General features: G+C 26.1%; 16 protein-coding genes. 12 read left to right on the top strand and 4 right to left on the bottom strand.

The genetic code is table 11. From position 1 onward, the window contains the following. Nucleotides 1–21: 21 nt before the first annotated feature. A complete protein-coding gene (locus GQX97_RS06960) occupies nt 22–192 on the bottom strand; it encodes a hypothetical protein (protein ID WP_157151226.1) in 171 nt (56 codons plus the stop codon). Between the two features lie 280 nt (nt 193–472). After that, complete coding sequence (locus GQX97_RS06955; protein ID WP_157151225.1) at nt 473–1,048, bottom strand: hypothetical protein; 576 nt, start codon at nt 1,046–1,048, stop codon at nt 473–475. A gap of 412 nt (nt 1,049–1,460) precedes the next feature. Here GQX97_RS06955 and GQX97_RS06950 point away from each other — a divergent pair, with 412 nt between their 5' ends. Then, complete coding sequence (locus GQX97_RS06950; RefSeq protein ID WP_157151224.1) at nt 1,461–2,462, top strand: NADP-dependent oxidoreductase; 1,002 nt, start codon at nt 1,461–1,463, stop codon at nt 2,460–2,462. Nucleotides 2,463–2,812: 350 nt separating this feature from the next. On the opposite strand, the gene GQX97_RS06945 is transcribed toward GQX97_RS06950, so the two are convergent. After that, nucleotides 2,813–3,184, bottom strand: coding sequence for a DUF4234 domain-containing protein (locus GQX97_RS06945; protein ID WP_157151223.1), 372 nt, complete (start codon nt 3,182–3,184; stop codon nt 2,813–2,815). Between the two features lie 510 nt (nt 3,185–3,694). Between GQX97_RS06945 and GQX97_RS06940 the strand changes: the two genes are divergently transcribed. From GQX97_RS06940 to GQX97_RS06925, 4 genes are all read left to right on the top strand, one after another. Continuing rightward, nucleotides 3,695–4,939, top strand: a complete 1,245-nt coding sequence (locus tag GQX97_RS06940; RefSeq protein ID WP_157151222.1) for an ABC transporter substrate-binding protein — start codon at nt 3,695–3,697, stop codon at nt 4,937–4,939. Nucleotides 4,940–5,016: 77 nt separating this feature from the next. Continuing rightward, nucleotides 5,017–5,925 (top strand): carbohydrate ABC transporter permease, encoded by a 909-nt coding sequence (locus GQX97_RS06935; RefSeq protein WP_157151221.1) that lies wholly within the window; start codon nt 5,017–5,019, stop codon nt 5,923–5,925. A gap of 1 nt (nt 5,926) precedes the next feature. Next, on the top strand, nt 5,927–6,781 hold the full coding sequence (locus tag GQX97_RS06930; RefSeq protein WP_232473276.1) for a carbohydrate ABC transporter permease: 855 nt from the start codon (nt 5,927–5,929) through the stop codon (nt 6,779–6,781). Between the two features lie 657 nt (nt 6,782–7,438). Continuing rightward, nucleotides 7,439–9,745: a DUF5682 family protein gene (locus tag GQX97_RS06925; protein ID WP_157151220.1), complete on the top strand. Its 2,307-nt coding sequence runs from the start codon at nt 7,439–7,441 to the stop codon at nt 9,743–9,745. A 572-nt stretch (nt 9,746–10,317) separates the two neighbouring features. Here GQX97_RS06925 and clpX read toward each other — a convergent pair. Next, nucleotides 10,318–11,526: an ATP-dependent Clp protease ATP-binding subunit ClpX gene (gene clpX, locus GQX97_RS06920; protein WP_157151219.1), complete on the bottom strand. Its 1,209-nt coding sequence runs from the start codon at nt 11,524–11,526 to the stop codon at nt 10,318–10,320. A 230-nt stretch (nt 11,527–11,756) separates the two neighbouring features. Here clpX and GQX97_RS06915 point away from each other — a divergent pair, with 230 nt between their 5' ends. From GQX97_RS06915 to GQX97_RS06885, 7 genes are all read left to right on the top strand, one after another. Further along, complete coding sequence (locus GQX97_RS06915; RefSeq protein WP_157151218.1) at nt 11,757–13,337, top strand: hypothetical protein; 1,581 nt, start codon at nt 11,757–11,759, stop codon at nt 13,335–13,337. Nucleotides 13,338–13,505: 168 nt separating this feature from the next. After that, a complete protein-coding gene (gene argF / locus GQX97_RS06910; RefSeq protein WP_157151217.1) occupies nt 13,506–14,447 on the top strand; it encodes an ornithine carbamoyltransferase in 942 nt (313 codons plus the stop codon). A 114-nt stretch (nt 14,448–14,561) separates the two neighbouring features. Further along, nucleotides 14,562–15,782, top strand: coding sequence for an argininosuccinate synthase (locus GQX97_RS06905; RefSeq protein WP_157151216.1), 1,221 nt, complete (start codon nt 14,562–14,564; stop codon nt 15,780–15,782). A 6-nt stretch (nt 15,783–15,788) separates the two neighbouring features. Then, on the top strand, nt 15,789–17,177 hold the full coding sequence (gene argH / locus GQX97_RS06900; RefSeq protein WP_157151215.1) for an argininosuccinate lyase: 1,389 nt from the start codon (nt 15,789–15,791) through the stop codon (nt 17,175–17,177). 531 nt (nt 17,178–17,708) lie between these two features. Then, complete coding sequence (locus GQX97_RS15230) at nt 17,709–19,187, top strand: BspA family leucine-rich repeat surface protein (protein ID WP_157151214.1); 1,479 nt, start codon at nt 17,709–17,711, stop codon at nt 19,185–19,187. Between the two features lie 3 nt (nt 19,188–19,190). Next, nucleotides 19,191–20,933, top strand: coding sequence for a BspA family leucine-rich repeat surface protein (locus GQX97_RS15225; protein WP_157151213.1), 1,743 nt, complete (start codon nt 19,191–19,193; stop codon nt 20,931–20,933). 332 nt (nt 20,934–21,265) lie between these two features. After that, complete coding sequence (locus tag GQX97_RS06885; RefSeq protein WP_157151212.1) at nt 21,266–23,803, top strand: BspA family leucine-rich repeat surface protein; 2,538 nt, start codon at nt 21,266–21,268, stop codon at nt 23,801–23,803. Nucleotides 23,804–24,259: the final 456 nt, after the last annotated feature.

Raw genomic sequence — 24,259 nt, 5'->3', positions numbered from 1 at the left:
TTCTTCTTTTGATATATTTTTTTAATAAGTTGTTTTTAGATAAGTTTGCATATTTGTTTCTATTTCTTTTGCAAATCCTATATTTGTATCTCTGTAAGAAAATATTATTATAAGAGCAGGAGGTATTATAATAGGTGAAAACAAAAATATTGCAAAAATTATTGTAGATTTTGCAGATTCTTTTTTACTCACTTTTAAGCCTTTATAGATGTTATGATTAGAAAAAAATACAGAAAAATACTTTTTTATTTATGACTCTATAAATATTTACATTAGTATAATTTTATTTTTTTTATAATCCTCATGGTTATCTTATTATATATGCCTTTTTTGTCAATACGGTATAGATGTTTATTGAATTAGGTATATTGTATAAATTTACTTAGTTTATTGTAAGCGTAAAATAAAACTATTAAACCAAAAATTGATAAACTTAAAAAATTAAGTATATATTTTTAGAATACTAATAAATTTATGTTATTTTTCTAATGATAATACAGGCTATAAAACCGAAAATCACTCCGCTGAAAGCTAAATATTCTCTATTACTTTTCATATATATTACTGCTACTATTAAAATGAATGCAATTAATGCCAGAGTAATCAACTCTACTAATATTGTTCCTATAGTCTCTCTAATATCTTCTTTTATTTTTATCTCTTCATGATAATATTTTTGGGCTATAATTGCGGTAATTGCAAGCGATAATATATAAGTCAGTCCGTATACAATTAATACTCTTATACCAAGAATTCTCAAATCCACTTTTGAGCTGCTATATTTAGATGATGAACTTCCTTTTAATAATAATGTTATTATTTTTTGAAGCATTTCTTCTTTGTCAAAATTTGCTGCATTAGTTTCTTTATTATCTATTATTTCTTTATCATTATATATTATTTCTTTTTTTTCTTTTATATTTTTATCAGCCATAGCAAAAAATGATATTGCAGTAGACGGTATAATTAAAGATAAGAAGAGATATATTATTAAACCTATTATATTGATATTGTCTTTGCTATCATTTTTTTTATTTTTAATTTTCATTTAACTACTCTTTAATTAAAATTATTTTATCATATATAGTTTTCAATTCTAATATATAGACACTTTTTGTCAATGTAAATATATGTTTATAGAATTCTTAACGCACGGTGAATGTATTTATATATAAAATAAAAATAATATTTATAAATTAGTTCCTTTTTATAATTTAGTTTAGCGTGCGGTAGTATGAATTGTGATTTTTAAAAAAATCATAGCAGACATTAAAATAATAATATCAAATTAAAACTCTAAAATATATTTGTTTTGTGAACTACAATATATGTTTTATATGTATTACTATACATATAAAATTTATTGTTACTATGTTAGTAACAATAAATTCTTTAAATTTTATATTGATTTATATACTGCATAAATTTATTTTTATAAAAAACAAAAATGGAGATATTATATGAAAGCTATACAAATAAAAAAATATTCAAAAGATATAAATGTAGAAATTGCAAATATTCCAATTCCTAATATTTCTGACAATGAGGTATTAATTAAAGTAAAAGCTGCGGCAGTAAATCCTCTTGAAATATTGATATTAACAGGTGCTGTAAGACTTATACAAGATTATAAAATGCCTTTGACATTAGGTAATGAATGTTCTGGAATAGTTGAAAGTGTAGGAAAAAATGTAACCGATTTTAAAGCGGGAGATAAAGTTTATACTCGTTTGCCTATATCAAAAATAGGGGCTTTTGCTGAATATGTTGCAGTAGATAGTAAATTTGTATCTTGCATGCCAAAAGATTATGATTTTATTACATCTGCTGCAATACCTTTAACTGCTCTTACAGCATATCAAGCATTTACAGAAGAATTGGATGCAAAATCTGGTGAAACTGTTTTAATAACTGGAGGCTCTGGAAGTTTTGGAGAGCTTGCCGTTCCAATTGCAAAATATTTAGGTTTAAATATTATAGTTTCTGGTAATGAAAGATTAAAAGAACATTTTATCAATTTAGGGGCTGATAAATATATTAGTTACAATAAAGAAAATTATTCAGAATTAGTTTCAAATATTGATCATGTTATAGATACGCTTGGAGCAAATGAATTTGACAAAGAATTATCAGTATTAAAAAAGGGTGGACGTCTTTTAAGTTTAAGAACTAGCCCAAATAAAAAGTTTGCTGAAGACAATAATTTTCCTTTTATCAAAAAATTATTATTTTCTCTTGCTGGTTATAAATATGATAAAAAAGCAATGAAAGAACAAAAAGAATATCGTTTTATGTTTGTACGTGCTGACGGAGAACAGCTTCGTAAAATTACAAAAATTGTAGAAGATAAAAACATAAAACCAAAAATATATTCTACTATATTTAATATGGATAATGCATCAGAAGCTTTAAGAACTGTTATAAAAAAACATACAGATGGAAAAATAATAATATCTATATAATTTAACTTGTATTGCTTTACGCACGGTGTGCAGATTTTTATACATAATTAAAATTATAATTTAAAATAAATAAAAAATTTATAATTATACTATTCGTGCGGTAAATATATTTTTAAATTTAAATAAATTTAGGGTGGGTATTAAAATAACAGTGACAAATTATAAAGAAAAATGATACAAAAATAACTGATAAATATAAAAAGTCTAAAGGGTGGGCATATATAATTTAAATTTAAAAACTTTATTTACATACCCCGCCCTTTATTTTTTATAATATATTTTGCAATTAAAATTTTATTTTCCATTTCATTTAATTAGAATTTTCAGCCCCCGCCCAAGCTTTAATTAAATTAAGAATTTTCATTAGTCTTATCATAAATAATATTTAACTTAGACTGCAATGTAACAACAGAATATATATACCCAAAAGGAACTAAAAAAAATAATGACAATACAAGAGCATTCTCTCCATAGCTATCAATATTAGCTTTTTTATACATATCATTAAAAACAATATTTCCATATTTATAAAACCAATATATATCAAATAATCCACAAGTTATTATTGATAATATGCAAGCTAATGTTGGTGACATATATTCATTTTCCATATAGCTATTAATATCTTTTGTTGTAACAGTAATCCAATAAATAACATATACCCTGCAAGTAATTAACGATAACAAAGCAACATTTAATAATGGTTTCTTTTCTATTTTCATAAATATCTCTAAAATATTTTTTATTTTAAGTTTAAATAAAAAAACGTATAAGTCAATAATTAGTTTTATGTATAAACAGTTATATTTTGTTAGTTCATATATTTTTATAAATATATTATTGGATTTTTATCTGGTTAAGAAAGCAGCATCAATAACAAAATACTTGTTTTTGGAATTATAAAAAAACATTAAATAAAAAAATTAATATTATTATCCTATGCACTCAACAAAATTAAAATATTTATTGACTTTTTCATTATAATAATTTACTATTATAATTCATCCTAATTATTAAGGTATTTATCATGGAAATAATATTAAAATTAAATCTCATGTATTTCATCTATAAATACCATTTCCCTCAATTTATCATTCAATAATAGATGGGACATCTATTCAAATTTTATAATTATAATACCTATTTTATTTATACTTTTACTTTGTAATTAAATTATTTTTTAATAACTAATAATATCATAAAAATAAATTTTACGGAGGATATATTTATCTATGAAAAAAATATTTATTATTTTCTCAGCTTTTATTTTTTTGTTATCCTGTTCAGGCGGCAGTGATACAAATAAGAAAAAAATTGTTTATTGGTCTATGTGGAATGAAACAGAATCTCAAGGTCAGGCAGTGAAAGCTGCTATTGAAGATTATATGTCTAAGCACCCTGATATAGAAGTAGAGATAAATTTCAATGGACGTGAAATAAGAAAAACGCTTCAGCCAGCTTTAGATAATGGTCAGACTATAGATTTCTGGGATGAAAATATAGAAAGAACTACTAAAAATTGGGGCAAATATGCTTTAAAATTAGACGATTATATCACTAATGTTTATGATACTACAGATGGCAAACCTTATGAAGATGTTATTATAAAATCATTACTTGATTTAGGAAGATCTTTTTCTGAAGATGGTTCATTATATGCAGTTCCTTATCAGCCTTTTGTATTTTTATTCAATTATAACAAAAAAATATTTAGAGAAGCAGGAATTGAAAAAGTACCTGAAACTTGGCAGGAGTTTAAAGATGCATGTGCTAAAATAAAAGCTTTAGGAATACCTCCTATTACTGATGATGATGCTGAAATTAATGCTTTATTAGGATATCATATAGCCAAATATAAAGGAACAGAGTTTGTTCAACAATTAGTTACAGAAGGTTTATGGGATGACCCTATAGTATTAAAAGCAGCTCAAGATTGGCAGGAGATGGTAGAATTAGGATATGTATCTCCTAAAGTTGCAGGAAATAAATTCCCAGCAGGAAGGCATGAATTAGCAAGAGGAGAAGCAGCAATGTTTTTAAATGGTACTTGGGTTCCTAACTTTGTAATGGAAACTGCAGGAGAAGACTTTGAATGGGGACAATTCCCTTATCCTACTGTAGAAGGCGGAACAGATGGACTTTATGATATGCATTATGGAAGTCAGTCATTTCAAATAAATAAAGATACTAAATATCCAAAAGAAGTTTTTGATTTAATAGTACATCTTACTACAGGAAAATGGGATGAGGAAATAGCAAAACGTTCTTATGCTCTTCCTGTTTCAAGTACAACTACATATTGGACAAAACAGCTTGAAGATACTAAAGAAATATTCCCAAGATTAGGCAAATATTATCCTTTAGATGGCGGAATAGATGTTAATACAGAAAAAACTCCTATAATCAATGCTAATGTTATTAAATTGATGTCAGGTCAGATAACAGCAGAAGAGTTTATTGCTGAAATGAAAAAATAAAAAAATAGATATAGTAAGATATACCGTATTTGTTAAATAATAAATACGGTATATCTATTATTGTAGAGTATTATATTATGTATAAAAAATATAGAAAAATAACTGCTATAATATTTGTATTTCCAGCACTTATTGTGTTTTTAATAGCGTTTTTATATCCTGTATTTAGAACAGGTATTATGAGTTTATTTTATGTTGAAACAATATCAGATAGTATATTTAATTGGAAATTTGTTGGTATAGATAATTTTGTATTTTTATTTAAAAGCAATTTATTTTTAAAATCATTAAAAAATGTATTTATTATATGGCTTATTGGGGGATTAATAGTTTTTTCTATCTCTCTTTCTTTTGCATCTATACTTACATTTTCAAACATGAAGTTGAAATCTTTTTTTAAAACATTAATTTATCTGCCAAATATAATATCTTCTGTTGCTTTGGCCACTATGTGGATTTATTATTTTTATCAGCCTGATTATGGTTTTTTAAAATCATTTTTTACTTTAGTTGGTCTTCCGCAATTAGCTAATATAAAATGGGCTTCTCCAGACTATATATTTATGTCGATGCTTATTGCATATTCTTTTTCTAATGTAGGATATTTTATGGTAATGTTTTGTGCTTCTATGGAATCTATACCTTCAGCATTATATGATTCAGCATCTATAGACGGAGCTAATTCTTTTGATAAATTTTTTAAAATTACAATACCTTTAATATTAAATGCAATAAAAAGTGCCATAGTAATATGGAGTATAGAGGCTTTTGGAATGTTTGTATGGTCTCAAATATTTTCGCCTTTAGATCCTGAACCGGGAACTATTACACCAAAAATATATATGTATTTTCAATTGTTTGGTTCGAATTTAATAGTTTCAGAGAGAAATGCTGGATTGGGGGCTTCTATATGCGTTATACTTTCTGTTATAGCATTATTTTCTTTTTTACTTGTAAATTTATTTTTTAGGGATAATAATAAATAATATGTTAAATCGTTTAGGAAAAAAAATAATAATTGATAAGTTCTTTTTTATAATGAAATACATTATAATGAGCACTTGGTGTTTATTAATATTTATATGTATAGGTTGGATATTTTTAGCTTCATTATCTACTACATCAGATATTTTTGATGGAAAACTATTGAACTCTGGAGTAAACTTTAAAAATTATTATAAAGCATTTGTTAATAATAGAGTTGGGATATATTTTTTGAACTCTATTATTTATTCATCTGTATCTGTTATAGGCTTAGTTTTGTTATGTTCTCCTGCTGCTTATGCAATAGCAAGAATAGATTTTAAATTAAATGATATATTAAAAAGAATTTTTGTATTAGCAATGGGGGTGCCCGGAATAATGATAGTAATTCCTCTTTTTGGTATAGCAGCAACTTTAAAATTAATCAATAATAGATTTATATTAATATTAGTTTATATAGCTATGCATATACCTTTTACAATTTTTTTCCTTATATCGTTTTTTAAAAACATACCGCATACATTTGAAGAAGCAGCCACTATAGATGGATGCAGTCCTTTTAGGGCTTTTTGGAATATAATGTTTCCATTGGCATCTCCGGGTATAGTAACTGTATCTATATTTAATTTTATTTCTATATGGAATGAATATTTTACAGCATTGATATTTGCAAGTAAAACTAATTTAAGACCATTATCAATAGGTCTTTTTTCTATGATTCAATCTATGAAGTATACTAATGATTTTTCAGGTATGTTTGCTACTGTTATTATAGTACTTCTTCCTACTATTTTCATTTATATAATACTCTCTAAAAAGATTATATCAAATATTACTGCAGGAGGTATAAACGAATAATTTATATTGTATATAAAAATGTATGCTAAAATATAACCAAAAATATTTTTTTAATTTTTTGTTTGTGGTGGCTTTGCCCCCTGCGAAGCGTGCCCTTAGGGTACACGCCACCACTTCTTTTGCGATCGAAGGAAGTGCCTGTGGTAGTGGCCCAAAGAAGCAAAAAGCCTGCATTGTTTTAGCTTAAAATGTTGGTATTACAATATAGTTTATACATATTCCAACGTATAGAGTTAAGACATTTGTACTTTTTGCAACTTTTTGCTACAGGAAAAAGTTGAATAAAAAAACTTATTATATATTTGAAAACTTTAAGTTTATCAATTTTTGTTTTTATATTTTGGGGACTAGTCCCCCTGCGAAGCGTGCCCGTAGGGTAAAACCCATACTTCTTTTGCAGCCGCAAAGAAGCAAAAAGTCGGCATTTTTATTATAAATTTTATAATTTAATTGTACATTAAAATGCATTCCCCCGCACGACTAAGAAGTTATAATTAAAGTATAGCATTACCGTGCGGCAAGGTAGTACAGCTCGTACGCGGGAAAAAGAACAAGAAAAAATTATAAACTTAAGAACTATATATTAAATAATCAATTTTTATGCTTGCAATGTTTAATATATATTGTATCATCATAAAAAAATATTGTATTATAATAATGTCAAAAAAAAATAACTTAGAAAAACAACAATTACTATTACCTATAAGGCATCATTCTCCAGCATGCTCATATCACTTAAAAAAAGTAATAAATAGCTTTAATCCAGATTGTATACTTATAGAAGGGCCAATAGACTCTAACAATTTAATGGAGTTTATGACAGACGAAGAAACCAAAGCACCATTTTGTGTATATTCTAGCTATGACAGCGATATTAAATATAGAAGCTACTATCCATTTTTAGATTATTCTCCAGAGTTTGTGGCAATAAAAGAAGCATTTAAAAGAAATATTAATTGTGAATTTATAGATATGCCTTTTGCTTCTATGATAGAAAATACAGATGACGAATATCAAAAAATAAGCTCTGTATATGATAAAGATGATTTAAAATTTGATATAAATGACTACACAAAAAAACTTACACAAAAATCAGGACTAAGAACATTTCAAGAGCTTTGGGAAAGAGAGTTTGAAATAAATGGTATAGTAAAAACATCAGAAGAGTTTTTTAAAAGCGTATATACATTAGGCTATTATATGCGTTTAATAGAAAAAGAAGATACAGAAACAAGAAACAGAGAATATTTTATGGCAAGTAACATTAAAAAAGCCATAAAAAAATATAATAGAGTTTTAGTTATTATAGGAAGCTTTCACATGGAAGGCATAATAACAAAATTAAAAGAAAACGTTGATATAGAAGAAAAGCTAAAAAAATATAATAAAAAAAATGCTAACAGCTATTTAATACCATATTCATTTGAAGATGCAGACAGAAGAAACGGTTATCAGGCTGGTATAGAGTTTCCTGCATTCTATGATTTTGTTTATAGGAACTTAGAAAAAAATAATTTAAATAGTTATTTAGATACTGTTATGTATTTTATAATAAAAGCTTCAAATGTGGATTATAATAACAATAATTCAAGCATATCAGATTGTATAAATGCATACTATATGGCAGTTAATCTTTCAAAACTAAGAGCCAAAAGTACATCAGGAGTTTATGAGCTTATAGATTCTTTAAGAACATCATTTATAAAAGGAGACATTAATTTTGAAAATAAATCAAATATAGATTTTATTATCAAACTATTATCTGGAATAAAAAACGGAAAAGTATCTTCAAAAAGTATAGTGCCTCCTGTAATAATTGATTTTAGAAATTTGTGTAAAAAGTTTAAAATAAAATTAGACAACAGCAGCGAAGTAGAAACCATACTTGATATTGTTAAAGATGATACACATTTTCAAAAGAGCAGATTCTTTCACAAGATAAGATTTTTGGACATTGATTTTTGTAGGCTAATAAAAGGGCCAGATTATATTAATAGAGTTAATAAAAACTTAGCAAGAGAGATTTGGAAATATAAATATAAAACCAATGCAGAATCTTTATTAATAGATAAATCTGTTTATGGTGTAACTATAGATGAAGTTTGTATTAATGTTATAAAAGAGAAATTAGATAGTAATATAAACTCAAGCGAGATATCAAAATTAATAATAGAAACCAATATGATGGGAATAGAAGGTTTTTTAGTAAACAACTATTCAAAAATAGAAGATGTTATTTTTAAAGACAGTGATTTTATAAGTTTATGCGAATGCTTGTATAATTTATATTATTTATTAAATATAGTTGAATACAACAGCATGATAAAAAAAGAATCTTTTGCTAATGATTTAATAAAAAAACTTTTAAACACCGCATTTATTTGTGCCATAAATAATATGGATTATGTAAAAGATTTAGAAGAAGAGGAAGCTATTAAATATTCAAAGCATATAAAAAATATTTACACAAACATATTAAATAATGATGATTTGATAGAAGCCTTTACAATAAAAATAAACACTATATTGTCAAACACATTTGGAAGCTCACATATATATGCAGTTTGTTTGGCAATAAAATATAAATTAAAAGGAATGACAACAGAAGAGTTTTCTAACACTATATGCAATTTTTTAGAATCATCTGACGCTAATGCCATAAGCTATTTTTTATCTGGAATATTTCTTATATCAAGAGACATTTTGTTTATCAATGATGATATAATAAAAAAAATAGATGTTGTTGTAGAAAAGCAGGATGAAGAGAGTTTTTTAAGTATACTCCCCAATTTAAGATATGCCTTTACAAATCTCTCACCAGATGAAATAGACAGGCTATCTTTATTTTTATCAAAGCTGCATAACAAAGACAAAAAAGAAGAGATAAATAAAGAATCAGAAGCAGATATATTATTAGACCAAAAAATATTTGAAAAGATGAAAGAATATGAAATATTTAATTAGTAATATATAGAGATTTTTTAAGTTTTTTTATTCTCGGGGACTAGCCCCCTGCGAAGTGTACCCGTAGGGTAGAACCCCCACTTCTTTTGCGACTGAAAGGAGTACCTTTAGGTAAGGCGTGGCCCAAAGAAGCAAAAGGACTGCATTTTTTACACAAAGATACATCTATTATTTTATACTTAATACATATTCCAACATATAGAGTAAAAACGTTTGTACTTTTTGCAACTTTTTGCTACGGGAAAAAGTTGAATAAAAAAATCATATAACAAAATATAGTTAGTTCAGAATATATTGAAAAATTTTAACTTTTTTATTTTAGTTATTTGCAGGGCTTTGCCCCGCACCCCAGTTCTTTTGCCGATAGGCACCTACTCGGTATTGGTATAAAAGAACCAAAAGAACTGCATTTTTTAGCTTAAAATAAAGGTAATATCTTATAGTTTATATATATTCCAAACATACAACACTATAATATTTGTACTTTCGTGAAACGTGTCCGAAGGGCGAAAACTTTTTGCTACGTGAAAAAGTTGATAGAAAATAATTGTTTTAATATACACTAAAAATTTTCAGTGTATATTTAGTTTCTCTTCAACGTATTCTTTTTTTATTTTGATAGACTTTTTATCAGAAGGCAAATCATACATTGAATCAAGCATTACCTTTTCAAATAAAGCCCTCAAACCTCTTGCTCCTGTATGCTCTTCCATTGCCTTTTTTACTATCACTTTTAAAGCCTCATCGTCAAAACTCAAATCAACATTATCATACTCAAATAATTTTTTATATTGTTTAATGAGTGAGTTTTTAGGCTCTTTTAATATTCTAATCAAATCCTCTTCTTTTAGCTCTTGTAAAGTAGCAACAACAGGAAGCCTTCCTATAAGCTCTGGTATAAGTCCAAATTTTACTAAGTCCTCAGTTGCAATATGATTCATTATCTCATCATATTCCAAGTTTTCCATAGAATTAACTTCAGCAGCAAAACCAAGCCCCTTTTTAGAAGTACGTTCTGCAATAGATTTTTCTATATCTATAAAAGCCCCGCCGCATATAAAAAGTATATTAGAAGTATTTATATCTATATTGTTTTGATGAGGGTGCTTTCTTCCGCCATAAGGAGGCACGCTTGATATTGTTCCTTCTATTATTTTTAATAAAGCCTGCTGAACTCCTTCTCCGGAAACATCTCTTGTAATAGAACGAGATTCACTTTTGCGAGATATTTTGTCTATTTCATCTATATATATTATTCCTTTTTCTGCTAATTTTACATCCCCATCAGCATTTTGTATAAGTCGAAGAAGTATATTTTCAACATCATCCCCCACATATCCAGCCTCTGTAACAGTGGTAGCATCAGCAATAGCAAAAGGCACATTCAAAGCCTTAGCCAAAGTACGAGCAAGTAAAGTTTTGCCGCTTCCAGTAGGCCCAATTAAAAGCACATTAGACTTCTCTATTTCAACATCATTATTAGTGTTGTCTTGCATTATTCTTTTATAATGATTATACACAGCAACTGATAATATCTTTTTAGCATAATCCTGACCTATAACATATTGGTCAAGTAAAGCCTTAATCTCTTTTGGAGGAAGTATTTGTATATCATATTTTTTATTATTAGATTTTATACTATTATGAGCATTAAAATAATCATTAGCTATAGCAGAACAATCAGAGCATAAATACCCTTCATTTCCTTCTATATATCTGCTTAATTCTTTTAATTCTCTTCCGCATAAAGCACATGCTTCTTTATTAGTTTTCTTAGACATATATGTTCCAACTTTATTATTAAAATTATATAATACTTTAATCAAGTTAATACATTCTATACTAAAATAAAACTATTTCAATAGAAAGTATAAATATTATAGTGTGAAATTACGATTATGTTAGTGTTAAAATTTATTTTTTTATTAATTTACATTTGTAAAAAATTTTGATATAATTAAACAAAAATTTTATATATTTATTATACAACATAATTAGTTAGGAAAAATCAATGAATAATGCAAAAATATTTATAATTTTTATAATTATATTTTCTTTTTCAAATTTGTTCTCCCAGAACTTATATACAACTAAAGACATAATATTTAATCTAGATAATTCAGCCGTACAAAGATCAACAGCAGGTCAAATGTCTTCATATTCAGATAAATTAATGTCAAAAGATGTTTTTGATTTAGATAGAACATTGTTTTCAGGAATGTATGCCCCTAGTTTTAAAAATGGCATGCAAAATGCTGCACAATTATATTTTGGAATACCTATAAGAGATAATGAAATGTATTTTGGTATCGGAGGAGCTTTTTCTATAGATTCTCAAAATATGAACTATAATAGGGAATATATACCTGTACTTGACAGAGTAATAATTGGAGAAGAAAAGAACTTAGATACTTCTTTTGCTATTAGACCTGTATTTAAAATTAATGATATGATATCTATACATTATTTATTAGCTAAATCTGGAGGCTATTATATTAATCAAGGATATACTTATTATCATCAAACTAATGCAAATAATTATGGAAATCTAACAAATAATATTACAAACTCGCAGTGGTATAATGAAATAGCCGTTGCAATTAATTTCAATAATGATATGAGATTAAATTTGCCATTAGGTATAGTAGTAAATAATTACTCACAAAATTATATAACAAATAATAGTGTAAAAGATACATTTAACAATCAATATATAAATACAGCTACAAATTTATCTGATACTTCTGTAAGATTATTATTTTATCCAGAGTTTGTTATGCCTTTAGTAGCAGGACCTTTGCAAAAATTAACTTTTAATCTAGGGTTAGAGTTTGATCTTTACAAAGATAATCAAAATAGTTCTATTTTAAATGCAACTAATATATCAGCTAATGAGATAGATAAAGTAATAAGCGGCGGATTAGCTAAAAGCAATCAAACTTATAATGTTAATATGAGTTTTGATATTAGTGCTGCACCAACTTTAGAATGGGATATAATAGATAGAGTAATAAAATTAACAACAGAACCTAGATTAGGTTTAAGATTAGATGTAACAAATCTAGGTACAACTTACGTAATGTCTAATGCTTATGATAATGTTAATAATTCAATAGATCAAGGCAATTTAATAGCTACAGGTGATTTAGTTCATAATGCAATAAGTATTATTCCATATATAGAAATACCCGTTGGAACTGCAATAAAACCTTTAGATTGGTTTGAAATTAGAGCTGGAATAAAATATGGCGTAGATATGAATATATATTCTTTATATAGAGAAACAGCTGAAAAAGAAATAATAGAAACACTTGAAACTGATTTTGTATCAAAATTAGGACTTTATGCTGGGCTTGGATTTTCTTGGAAAGATAGATTATTTCTTGATTTATTCTTAGATTTGGCTGTAACAAGCAAACAAGAATCTATATGGGTTAATGGTGTTGGACTACAATTATCTTATGCATTTACAAAGTTTGACTATTTACAAAGAGAAGACCCTCCTATATATTCTTATACAAATGGGGATACTAATAATGATATAATTGATATGAATAATAATATAATCAATGATACATTAGATAATTATTAAACATAAAGTTATCTTAAACAATATTAACGTATAACATAGTTTTATGTTATACGTTTTTTTATGTATTTTATTTTTTAAAAATATAAAAATAAAAATATTGCAATATTATATAAACGGTATATAGTATTATTCAATAAAATAATATAAAAAACTTAAATGGTAAAAAATATGAAAAAAGTTAATTTATCAGGAAGACATTTTATTAATTTAGAAGATTTTACAAGTGAAGAATTATCGGCATTAATTGATTATACTTTCGAGTTAAAATCAAAAGTAAGAAACAGAGAAGAAATTGATATAATGAAAAATAGAACTATGGTTATGTATTTTTCAAAACCTAGTTTAAGGACTCGTTTAAGTTTTGAGATAGGAATGAAGAAATTAGGCGGAGATGCTTTTGTATTAAAACAAGATGAGATTATATTGGGACAAAGAGAAAGTATAGAAGATAGCTCTAATGTTATTTCAAGATACTGTGATTTGATTATGATTAGAACTTTTGCTCATAGTGATGTTGAAGATTTTGCTAAATATTCAAAAGTGCCTGTTATAAATGCTTTAACAGATCTTTCACACCCTTGTCAGGTTATGGGTGATTTATTTACTATGAAAGAACATTTTGGAAAGTTAAAAGGTTTAACATTATCATATATAGGCGACGGAAATAATGTATGTAATAGTCTTTTAACAGGCTGCAGTTCTTTAGGAGTTAATATTAAAGTAGGAGTTCCTAAAGGCTATAATCCAGATGCAAAAACTATAGAGACTGCTAAAAACATAGCAAAAGAAACTGGATGTACTGTTGATATAGTTAATGATGTAAAAGAGGCTGTAATCGGAAGCGATGTAGTGTACACTGATGTGTGGGCTTCTATGGGAAAAGAAAGTGAAAAAGAAAAAAGACTTAATACATTTAAAGGATTTACTCTCACTAAAGAATTATTTGCTCTTGCTAATAAAGGAGCTATAGCACTTCATTGTTTGCCTGCTCATAAAGGTGAAGAGATAACTGAAGAAGTATTTAATATGAATTCTCAATATATTTATGAAGAGGCAGAAAACAGGATGCATATTCAAATGGCTATAATGAGCAGTATAGTAAAAGAATAATTAAGATAATAAAAAACAATATACATCAATAAACAATTTATAAGTCTTTTATTTTTGTGTTAAAATATTTTTAAGGCTTATAACAAAAATATTTAATATACGAGGGATTTTATTATGAAAAAAAAGTTAGTATTAGCTTATTCAGGCGGATTAGACACTACAGTTATTATACCATGGCTTAAAGAGAATTATGATTATGATGTAATTGCTGTTTGTGTGGATGTGGGTCAAGGTACAGAAACTGACGGTTTAGAGGAAAAAGCTTTAAAAACAGGGGCTGCAAAATACAGATTAGTAAAATGCGAAGATGAATTCGTTACAGATTATATTTACCCTATAGTTAAAGCTGAAGCTACATACGAAGGTAAATATTTACTTGGTACTTCTGCTGCTAGACCTTTAATAGCAAAAAAACTTGTTGAGGTTGCTTTAGAGGAAGGTGCAACTGCTATAGCACACGGAGCTACTGGAAAAGGTAATGACCAAGTAAGATTTGAATTAACTGTTAAAGCATTAGCTCCTAATTTTGAAATTATTGCTCCTTGGAGAGAATGGGATATATCTTCAAGAGAAGAAGAGATTAAATATTTGGAAGATAGAAATATAGAAGTTCCTATGAAAAAAGATGATTCTTATTCAAGAGATAAGAACCTTTGGCATTTATCACATGAAGGTTTAGAGCTTGAAGATCCTGCTAATATGCCTAATTATGAAAGACTTCTTAAACTATCAAACACTATAGAGAATGCTCCTAATGAAGGACAGTTTGTAGAATTAGAATTTGAAAAAGGAGTACCAACTAAAATAGACGGAAAAACTTTCTCACCTTCTGATTTAGTTAAATATTTAAATGAAATAGGCGGAAAGCATGCTGTAGGTATAGTTGATTTAGTAGAAAACAGAGTAGTAGGAATTAAATGCCGCGGTGTATATGAAACTCCGGGAGGAACTATACTTTATGCAGCTCATAGAGAACTTGAACATTTATGCTTAGATAGAGAAACATTATATTTCAAACAAGTTGTTGCTAATAAATTCACTGATTTAGTATATAGCGGAAGATGGTTTACACCTTTAAGAGAGGCTTTAAGTGCATTTGTTGATAGCACTCAAGAAACTGTAACAGGAAAAGTAAAATTAAAATTATACAAAGGAAATATTATACCTGCTGGGGTTACTTCTCCTTATTCACTTTATAATCAAAGTTTGGCTAGCTTTACTACAGGCGAATTATATAATCACCATGATGCTCAAGGATTCATTACTCTTTACGGACTTCCTTTAAAAGTTAATGCTTTAATGAAAGAGCAAGTTAAAAAAATGGGGTTAAAATAATTAATTATGAAAGAAAAATTATGGGGCGGACGTTTTTCTAAAGAACTTAACAAAGAAGCTAATGATTTTAATTCATCATTATCTTTTGATTGTAAGATGTATAGGGAAGACATATTAGGAAGCATAGCACATGCAAAAATGCTTGGTGAATGCGAAATAATTCCTTTTGATGAAAGTGTCACTATAATAAATGCTCTAAAACAAATTTTAGATGATATTGAAAATAATAAACTTAAATTTGATTTTGAGTTAGAAGATATTCACACTCAAGTTGAAAGATGGCTTATTGATAGAATTGGAGAAGTTGGAAAAAAAGTTCATACAGGAAGAAGTAGAAACGATCAGGTGGCACTTGATTTGAGAATGCATTTAAAAAACAAAGTAGAAAATATAAAATCTTTAATATTAGATTCAATTTCTACTTTGATAAGCATTCAAAAAGATCATACAAAAACCTACATGAGCGGTTACACACATCTTCAAAGGGCACAGGTTATAACATTTGCTCACTATTTAGGTGCTTATGTTGAGATGTTTAAAAGAGATTTTGACAGATTAACTGATGCCTACAAAAGAATAGATGTTATGCCTTTGGGTGCTGGTGCTTTGGCTTGCTCCACCTACAAAATAGACAACAAAAAAACTGCTGAAACCCTAAACTTCAAAAATGTTATGCTAAACTCTCTTGATGCTGTATCTGACAGAGATTTTGTTATTGAGGTGGAATCTGCTTTATCAATAATAATGATGCATTTAAGCCGTTTTTCTGAAGAGCTAATATTATATTCTACTTCTGAGTTTAAGTTTGTAGAGTTTGATGATGAGTTTACAACAGGTTCAAGTTTAATGCCTCAAAAGAAAAATCCTGATATACTTGAACTTATTCGAGGAAAGACAGGAAGGGTTTACGGTAATTTATTTTCAATATTAACAGTGATGAAATCTCTGCCTTTAGCATACAATAAAGATATGCAAGAAGACAAAGAAGGTATATTTGATTCTTTAGAGAATGTAAAAAATTGTTTATCTATACTTCCTAATGTATTAAAAACAATGAAAGTTAATAAAGAGAATATGCTTAATTCTGTTAATGAAGGATTTTTGAATGCTACTGAGGTTGCCGATTATCTCGTAAGAAAGGGTATGCCTTTTAGAGATGCACATGGAGTTTCTGGACGTCTCGTAGTATACTCAATTAATAACAACAAAAATCTCTCTACTCTTTCAATAGAAGAATACAAAAAAGAGTCTAATTTGTTTGAAGATGATATTTATGCTTGTATAACTCCAGAGGCTCAGGTTTCTAACAAGACAATGATAGGAAGCCCTAGCGAGAGTGCTGTTATGGAAGTGATAAAGATAAACGAAGAGTGGCTCAAATCTAACAGAAAATAAATTTATTATTTAAGTAAATAAAAGATATAAAACAAGAATGCTGCTTAAAAATGGTGTTCTTGTTTTTTTTATTACATTTTTAAGGCATTATTTTCCGCACGGTGAGCGAATCTGAAAATATAAGTTTAATTATTAATTCAATTTAAATAATATATTATAATGCATTTACCGTGCGGTATTGGAGTTATAAATCTAAATAAAGTTTGGGCGGGTGTGCTTTTTCTAATTTGGCTTTTAATATAAATAAAATTTTTAATTGAAATTAATATTATAAATTTAAAAGGGCGGGGATTCAAAATAAAACAAAAAAGCAAAATTGTTATATTATTAGATAAATTAAAAAATTATATCAACTTTTTTGGCTTCTCCAAAGTTGAAAAAAGACAAATGTTATAATTGAAATGTCATACAATAATTAATCTTTGTCATTGTATTAAAAACTTTATACAAAATTTATTTGTTATATAGTTTTAAAATTGATAAATATATAAAATAATATAGAATCATAAAAAACAGCAAGGAAACATAGTCATGAAATACAAGCCTCAAACAAGAGAAGAACTACAAAAGTTAGTACAAGATGAAAGTATTTATTTGGGAGATATCGATACAAGTTTAATCACTGATATGAGCAATCTTTTTGATGAAAGTTCAAGGAAAGATTTTGAAGGCATAGAAGGTTGGGACGTTTCTAATGTTGAGAATATGTCATATATGTTTTTTGATGCTGTTAATTTCAATAGTAATATAAATAATTGGAATGTTTCAAAAGTTACTAATATGTCAGGTATGTTTTCAAGTGCTAAAAAATTTAATCAGCCTTTAGATAAATGGGATGTTTCAAATGTTGAGGATATGTTTAGAATGTTTGATCATTGTAAAAAATTCAATCAGCCTTTGAATGGTTGGAATGTATCTAAAGTCATTAATATGGAATGTATGTTTTGCTGCTGTGAGCTTTTTAATCAGCCATTAAATAATTGGGACGTTTCTAAAGTTACCAATATGTCAGGTATGTTTTTAAGTGCCACAAAATTTAATCATCCTTTAAATGACTGGGACATTTCTAATGTAAAAGATATGGAGTTTATATTTTTTGCAGCTGAAAGTTTTAATCAGCCGTTAGACAAATGGGATACCTCAAATGTAGTAAATATGCGAGGTATGTTTTATAACGCTAAAAACTTTAATCAAAATATAAATAATTGGAATGTAAGTAAAGCAGAAGATATGACTACTATGTTTGAGAATGCTTATAACTTTAATCAGCCTCTTAATAATTGGAATGTAAGTAAAACAGAAAAAATGATTGGTATGTTTGAGGGAGCTAAAAGTTTTAATCAGGATATCAATAATTGGAATGTTTCAAACGTAAAAAATATGAGTAGTATGTTTTGCGGTGCTGAAAGTTTTAATCAGCCATTAGACAAATGGGATACCTCAAATGTAGTAAATATGAAATTTATGTTTTATAACGCTAAAAACTTTAATCAAAATATAAATACTTGGAATGTAGGTAATGTTATTAAAATGTATAGTATGTTTGAAAATGCTTATAATTTTAATCAACCGCTTGATAAATGGGATACTTCTAAGGTTTTATATATGATCCGTATGTTTTTTAATGCTAAGAATTTTAATCAAGATATTGGAAGATGGAATGTTTTTAGTGCAATTAGTATGTCATATATGTTTAGCGGTGCTGAAAGTTTTAATCAGTCAATAGAAAATTGGACTATTAATAAATCTTGTGATATTAAAGATATTTTTTCAAGTTCTTATAATGATATGAAATCAATATTGAAAATTTATTTTATTGCTAAAGGTAATTATAAAAAACAATTGCTTTCTATGCTTGAAAACTGCGATATAAAAGAAGTGTATAAAGAAGTTTTGAAATATAATAAATTAAAAGATTTTATAAAAAAGTTGGAAAATGTTTATTATGAAGAATTAAAGGAACTTATTGAAAATAAAGAAAATATTTTAAAGGAATATAAAAAGGACTAAACAATGAAAAAATATAAACCTCAGACAAAAGATGAATTAAAAGAATTATTGAAAGATGAAAATATTTATTTGGGTGATATTGATACAAATTTAATTACCAACATGAAATATTTATTTGCAAATAGCAATCGATTAAATTTTGACGGCATAGAAACTTGGGATACTTCTAATGTTACAGATATGTCTGATATGTTTACTGGGGCTATAAATTTTAATTCAAATATAAATAATTGGAATGTTTCAAAAGTTACTAATATGTTCGGCATGTTTTCAAGTGCTAAAAAATTTAATCAGCCTTTAAATGACTGGGACGTTTCTAATGTAAAAGATATGGAGTTTATGTTTTCTGAAGCTGAAAGTTTTAATATGCCTCTTGATAAATGGAATACTTCTAAAGTATTTACTATGGGATGTATGTTCTGTAAAGCTATAAATTTCAATCAGCCTTTAAATAATTGGGACACTTCTAATGTTGAAAATATGCGGAGTATGTTTTCAAAGGCCTATAATTTTAATCAGCCTCTTAATAATTGGAATGTAAGTAAAGTAGAAGATATGACTGCTATGTTTGAGGGAGCTAAAAGTTTCAATCAGGATATAAATAATTGGAATGTTTCTAATGTAAGAAGAATGGCATCTATGTTTAGCGGTGCTGAAAGTTTTAATTATTCTATAGAAAATTGGATCATTAATGAAGGCTGTTTTACTTGGAAGTTTTTTTCTGGTGCTTCTTCTTTTAAAGACATAAAATCTATATTAAATATTTATTTTATCTCTAAAGGAAATGATAGGAAAAAACTTTTAAATATGCTTGAAAACTGTGATATAAAAGAAGTGTATGAAGAAGTTCTTAAATATAATAAACTTAAAGATTTTATAAAGAAATTAGAAAATATTTATTATAAAGAATTAAAAGAACTAATTGAAAATAAAGAGAGTATAATAACAGAATATAAAAAATCTAAAAAAATAGAATTAAAATATAATGAAAAGTATAAACCTAGAAACAAAGTAGAATTATTAAAATTGATAAAAGAAAAAGTAAAATTTAATAAAATAGATACAAGTTTAATAACTGATATGTCAGGATTATTTCAGAATTCAAAACTTAAAAAATTTGACGGCATAGAAACTTGGGATACTTCAAATGTAGAAGATATGCATAATATGTTTAATAATGCTTTATATTTTAATCATAATATAGAAAATTGGAATGTATCTAAAGTTATTAATATGAGATATATGTTTTACAGGTGTACTAGATTCAATCAGCCTCTTAATAATTGGAACGTTTCTAATGTAAAGTATATGGCTTCTATGTTTGTTTATTGTTCAAGTTTTGATAGTGATTTAAGTAATTGGAATGTTTCTAATGTTGAAAATATGGAAAGGATGTTTGAAAATGCATATTCATTTAATCAGGATATTTCCAAATGGAATATAAGCAAAGTAAAAAAATTATATTCTATGTTTGAGGAAGCTAAAAGTTTTAATCAGCCTTTGAATGATTGGGATATGAGTAATATTGAATCTATACATGGAATGTTTAAAGGGGCTTCAAGTTTCAATCAGCCTTTAGACAAATGGAATATGTCTAATATTAAAGATATATCATTTTTATTTGATAACTGTATTAATTTTAATCAGGATTTAGAATCTTGGAAGTTAGGAGAAAATGTTAGTATGGAATATGCTTTTTCAAATTCGCCTATGGAAAATAATCCTCCTTCTTGGTATAAAAGTTAAAAGTTGATATAAAATTATGGTATTATATTACATTTAATATATATTCTTAAAATATTAAGTCGTAGTATATGCGTTTTTCGCGAAGCGTACCCGTAGGGTAAAAACTTTTTTGAGCGACAAAAAAGTTGATAATACATTTACAAAATATAAAAATTGACAAAATGTAGTTGTTTAGGTATATACTAATTTTTTAATTTGCACTTTTTGGTTCTTTGATAAAATACGCAGAACATAGCTATGAGAAAAGTTGAGATAAAAAATTGTCTATATTGAAAATTTTAGGTTTATATATTATAAAAAATAACACTTATATATTTATTTAGGAATACATTATGCATAAATACAAGCCTCAAACTAAAGAAGAATTACAAAAATTAGTAGAAGATGAAAGTATTTATTTAGGCGATATTGATACAAGTTTAATCACAGATATGAGCAATCTTTTTCATGAAAGTTTAAGGAAAGATTTTTCAGGTATAGGAAATTGGAATGTTAATAACGTTACCAGTATGAGAGGAATGTTTTATAATTGTTATAGTTTTAATGAAGATATAAGTAAATGGAATGTTTCTAATGTTAAGAATATGGAACTTTTATTTTATAACTGCATAAATTTTAATCAGCCTTTGGATAAATGGAAAACTTCTAATTTAGAAAATTCATCATGTATGTTTAGATATGCTGAAAAATTTAACCAGAATGTAAATCATTTTAATATGTCGAAAGTAAAAAATGCAATTTATATGTTTGAGGGCTGTAAGGAATTTAATCAGCCTTTGGATAAATGGGATACTTCTAATATTGAATATATGAATGGAATATTTAAGGGTTGTACTAATTTTAATCAAAATTTAAATAATTGGAATACATCTAGTTTGGCAATAGTAATAGAAATGTTTGAAAATTGTATCAATTTTAATCAGCCTTTAAATAAATGGAATATGTCAAAGGTAAGACATTTAACAGCTATGTTTAAAGATTGTCATAACTTTAATCAGCCTTTAAATGATTGGGATATATCAAAGGTTGAAAATATGAGTAATATGTTTGAAGGCTGCAAAAGTTTCAATCAGGATTTAGATAAATGGGATACTTCAAATGTAAAAAGTATGAATTCTATGTTTTGGAAAGCTAAAAGTTTTAATAGGCCTTTAGATAAATGGAATGTAAGCAACGTTAATGCTATGGTTGCTATGTTTTATAATAGCAGTTTCAAAGAATATGCTTCTCTTGATACTTGGGAGCTTAATGATAAAGTTATAATTGATAATATTTTTGATGATGTGGTTATTAATAATTTAAGTTTGAAATGGATTTTATATTTATATGCTTTTGATAATGATAATAAAATTATAATAAAAAAAATAGAAGAAAATATAAAAGAGATTCATAAAATAGCTTCAGAAATAAAAAATAAAAAAGTTCAATCAGCTAAAAGAAAATTAGAAAATATTTATTATGATGATTTGAAAGAAGCTGTTAATTATGAAATATTTGACACTATTGAAAAATATGAAGAAAGTATTAAGTTAAGCAAAAAAGATGAGAAGAAAATTTCTTATATAAAAAATTGTAATGTATTAATAAAAGATAAATCAAGAGAAGTTGATGAAAAAATTATAAAATATATATACTTAAAATATTTAGAATTAAAAAGAGATATTTATAATTTTATTGAAATAGACTCTATTATTAATTTACTTGATAGAGAAAGTTTTTTGACTTTTGCTAAAAATATTTATAAAGGAACACATAAAGAAACTTCTGCCATTGTTTATAGTTTGTATGGAGGCGATGAAGCTTTAAGAGAAATATACAAAAAAGAGAAAGACTCTAATTTCTTCTTAATAATATTGTCATCAGTAAAAACAACAGAATATAGTATTGAGTTATTATATGATATTTATTCAAAAACTAAAAAATCAGAATTGAAAGAAGAGGCTTTTTATTTAATAAATAATAAAATATCAAAAGAAATAGGACTTGATATTGATGATTTAGAATTGAAGTTTAGTTCAAATTTTGGACTCGATTCAAGAGGTGAAAAAATTATTAATGATGATTATAAATTGATTTTAAATAATGATTATTCTGTAAAGCTGTTTGATATAAAAAATAATAAAGAATTAAAAACTACTCCTAAAAATTTAGAAGGAAGTATAAAAGAAGAAATTAAGCATATAAAAAAAGAAATACCTGACATTATAAAGAAATTATATTTAAAGTTAACAAAATCATTAATGTATGAAAAGAAATATAATTATAGTTTTTTTAAAGAAGTATTTATTAACAACCCTATAATGAATAAATTTTCTTCTTCACTTATATGGAATTTATATGATAAAGATAATTTGTTTTTAACTACATTCAGATATGCAGGTGACGGAAGCTATTCAAATTGCGAAGATGAAGAAGTTAAAATTGATAATGACAGCTTTATAAGTTTAGCAAGTCCTATAGAAATGGACGATGAAACTATAAATAAATGGAAGCATCAATTAGAAGATTATGAACTTAGTCAGCCAATAAATCAATTAACTATAATAAAATTAGATAAAAATAATTTGGAAAATGAAATAAACAAATTACAAAACATTGAAATATCTTATGGCAGTTTTAAGGCTTTTGGTGCTAGGTATTTAATGAGTCCTAATTATTTAGATTTTGGTGTAGTTGAAAGTTATAATTTAAAAAATGGAGATTCTTTTGAAATAAAAATAAATGCCAATAATAAAATTGATTACAAAGACAAAGTAAAAATAAACATTAAATTTTATAACGAAAATAATGAAAAAGTATCAGAAAGATTTATTTATACATTACTTATTTTGATGATTTGTGATTTTAGGCTTACTGATATATTTGCTTAAATAAAAAAAATTATTTTGAAGTCCCGCCCTTTATGCTTTTTTGTTTTAAATTTGTAATTGTAATTTTATGATACTTATTACTTTATTAGAATTTTTAGTACCCGCCCAAGTCTTGTTTAAATTTTTTATCTCATTACCGCACGCAAAATGATATTAAAAATATAAGTTTAATTATCAATTTAATTTAAATAATATATTATAATGAATTCACCGTGCGGTATAGTCATTATAAATTTAAATAAAGCTTGGGTGGGTGTGCTTTTATAATTTAAGTATTTTATATAAATAAATTTTTTAATTGAAATATAGGCTTTAAATTTTAAAGGGTGGGGTTTTAAATAAAATTCCAATATTTATAATCATAATTTATAAATAATTTCATTTTTACATATTTTTACAAGTTATTTACAAAAAATACTTTTTCGTATATAATTCTACACAAAATAAAAAGTGTCT

The sequence above is a fragment of the Brachyspira sp. SAP_772 genome, from assembly GCF_009755885.1.
Lineage (GTDB): Bacteria > Spirochaetota > Brachyspiria > Brachyspirales > Brachyspiraceae > Brachyspira.
This window is presented reverse-complemented; position numbering and strand designations above follow the sequence as displayed.

What these genes read in the sequence shown, in the direction of transcription:
- GQX97_RS06955 (WP_157151225.1), bottom strand. Translation starts at nt 1,048, where the DNA reads ATGAAAATTAAAAATAAAAAAAATGATAGCAAAGACAATATCAATATA.
- GQX97_RS06950 (WP_157151224.1), top strand. Translation starts at nt 1,461, where the DNA reads ATGAAAGCTATACAAATAAAAAAATATTCAAAAGATATAAATGTAGAA.
- GQX97_RS06945 (WP_157151223.1), bottom strand. Translation starts at nt 3,184, where the DNA reads ATGAAAATAGAAAAGAAACCATTATTAAATGTTGCTTTGTTATCGTTA.
- GQX97_RS06940 (WP_157151222.1), top strand. Translation starts at nt 3,695, where the DNA reads ATGAAAAAAATATTTATTATTTTCTCAGCTTTTATTTTTTTGTTATCC.
- GQX97_RS06935 (WP_157151221.1), top strand. Translation starts at nt 5,017, where the DNA reads ATGTATAAAAAATATAGAAAAATAACTGCTATAATATTTGTATTTCCA.
- GQX97_RS06930 (WP_232473276.1), top strand. Translation starts at nt 5,927, where the DNA reads ATGTTAAATCGTTTAGGAAAAAAAATAATAATTGATAAGTTCTTTTTT.
- GQX97_RS06925 (WP_157151220.1), top strand. Translation starts at nt 7,439, where the DNA reads ATGTCAAAAAAAAATAACTTAGAAAAACAACAATTACTATTACCTATA.
- clpX (WP_157151219.1), bottom strand. Translation starts at nt 11,526, where the DNA reads ATGTCTAAGAAAACTAATAAAGAAGCATGTGCTTTATGCGGAAGAGAA.
- GQX97_RS06915 (WP_157151218.1), top strand. Translation starts at nt 11,757, where the DNA reads ATGAATAATGCAAAAATATTTATAATTTTTATAATTATATTTTCTTTT.
- argF (WP_157151217.1), top strand. Translation starts at nt 13,506, where the DNA reads ATGAAAAAAGTTAATTTATCAGGAAGACATTTTATTAATTTAGAAGAT.
- GQX97_RS06905 (WP_157151216.1), top strand. Translation starts at nt 14,562, where the DNA reads ATGAAAAAAAAGTTAGTATTAGCTTATTCAGGCGGATTAGACACTACA.
- argH (WP_157151215.1), top strand. Translation starts at nt 15,789, where the DNA reads ATGAAAGAAAAATTATGGGGCGGACGTTTTTCTAAAGAACTTAACAAA.
- GQX97_RS15230 (WP_157151214.1), top strand. Translation starts at nt 17,709, where the DNA reads ATGAAATACAAGCCTCAAACAAGAGAAGAACTACAAAAGTTAGTACAA.
- GQX97_RS15225 (WP_157151213.1), top strand. Translation starts at nt 19,191, where the DNA reads ATGAAAAAATATAAACCTCAGACAAAAGATGAATTAAAAGAATTATTG.
- GQX97_RS06885 (WP_157151212.1), top strand. Translation starts at nt 21,266, where the DNA reads ATGCATAAATACAAGCCTCAAACTAAAGAAGAATTACAAAAATTAGTA.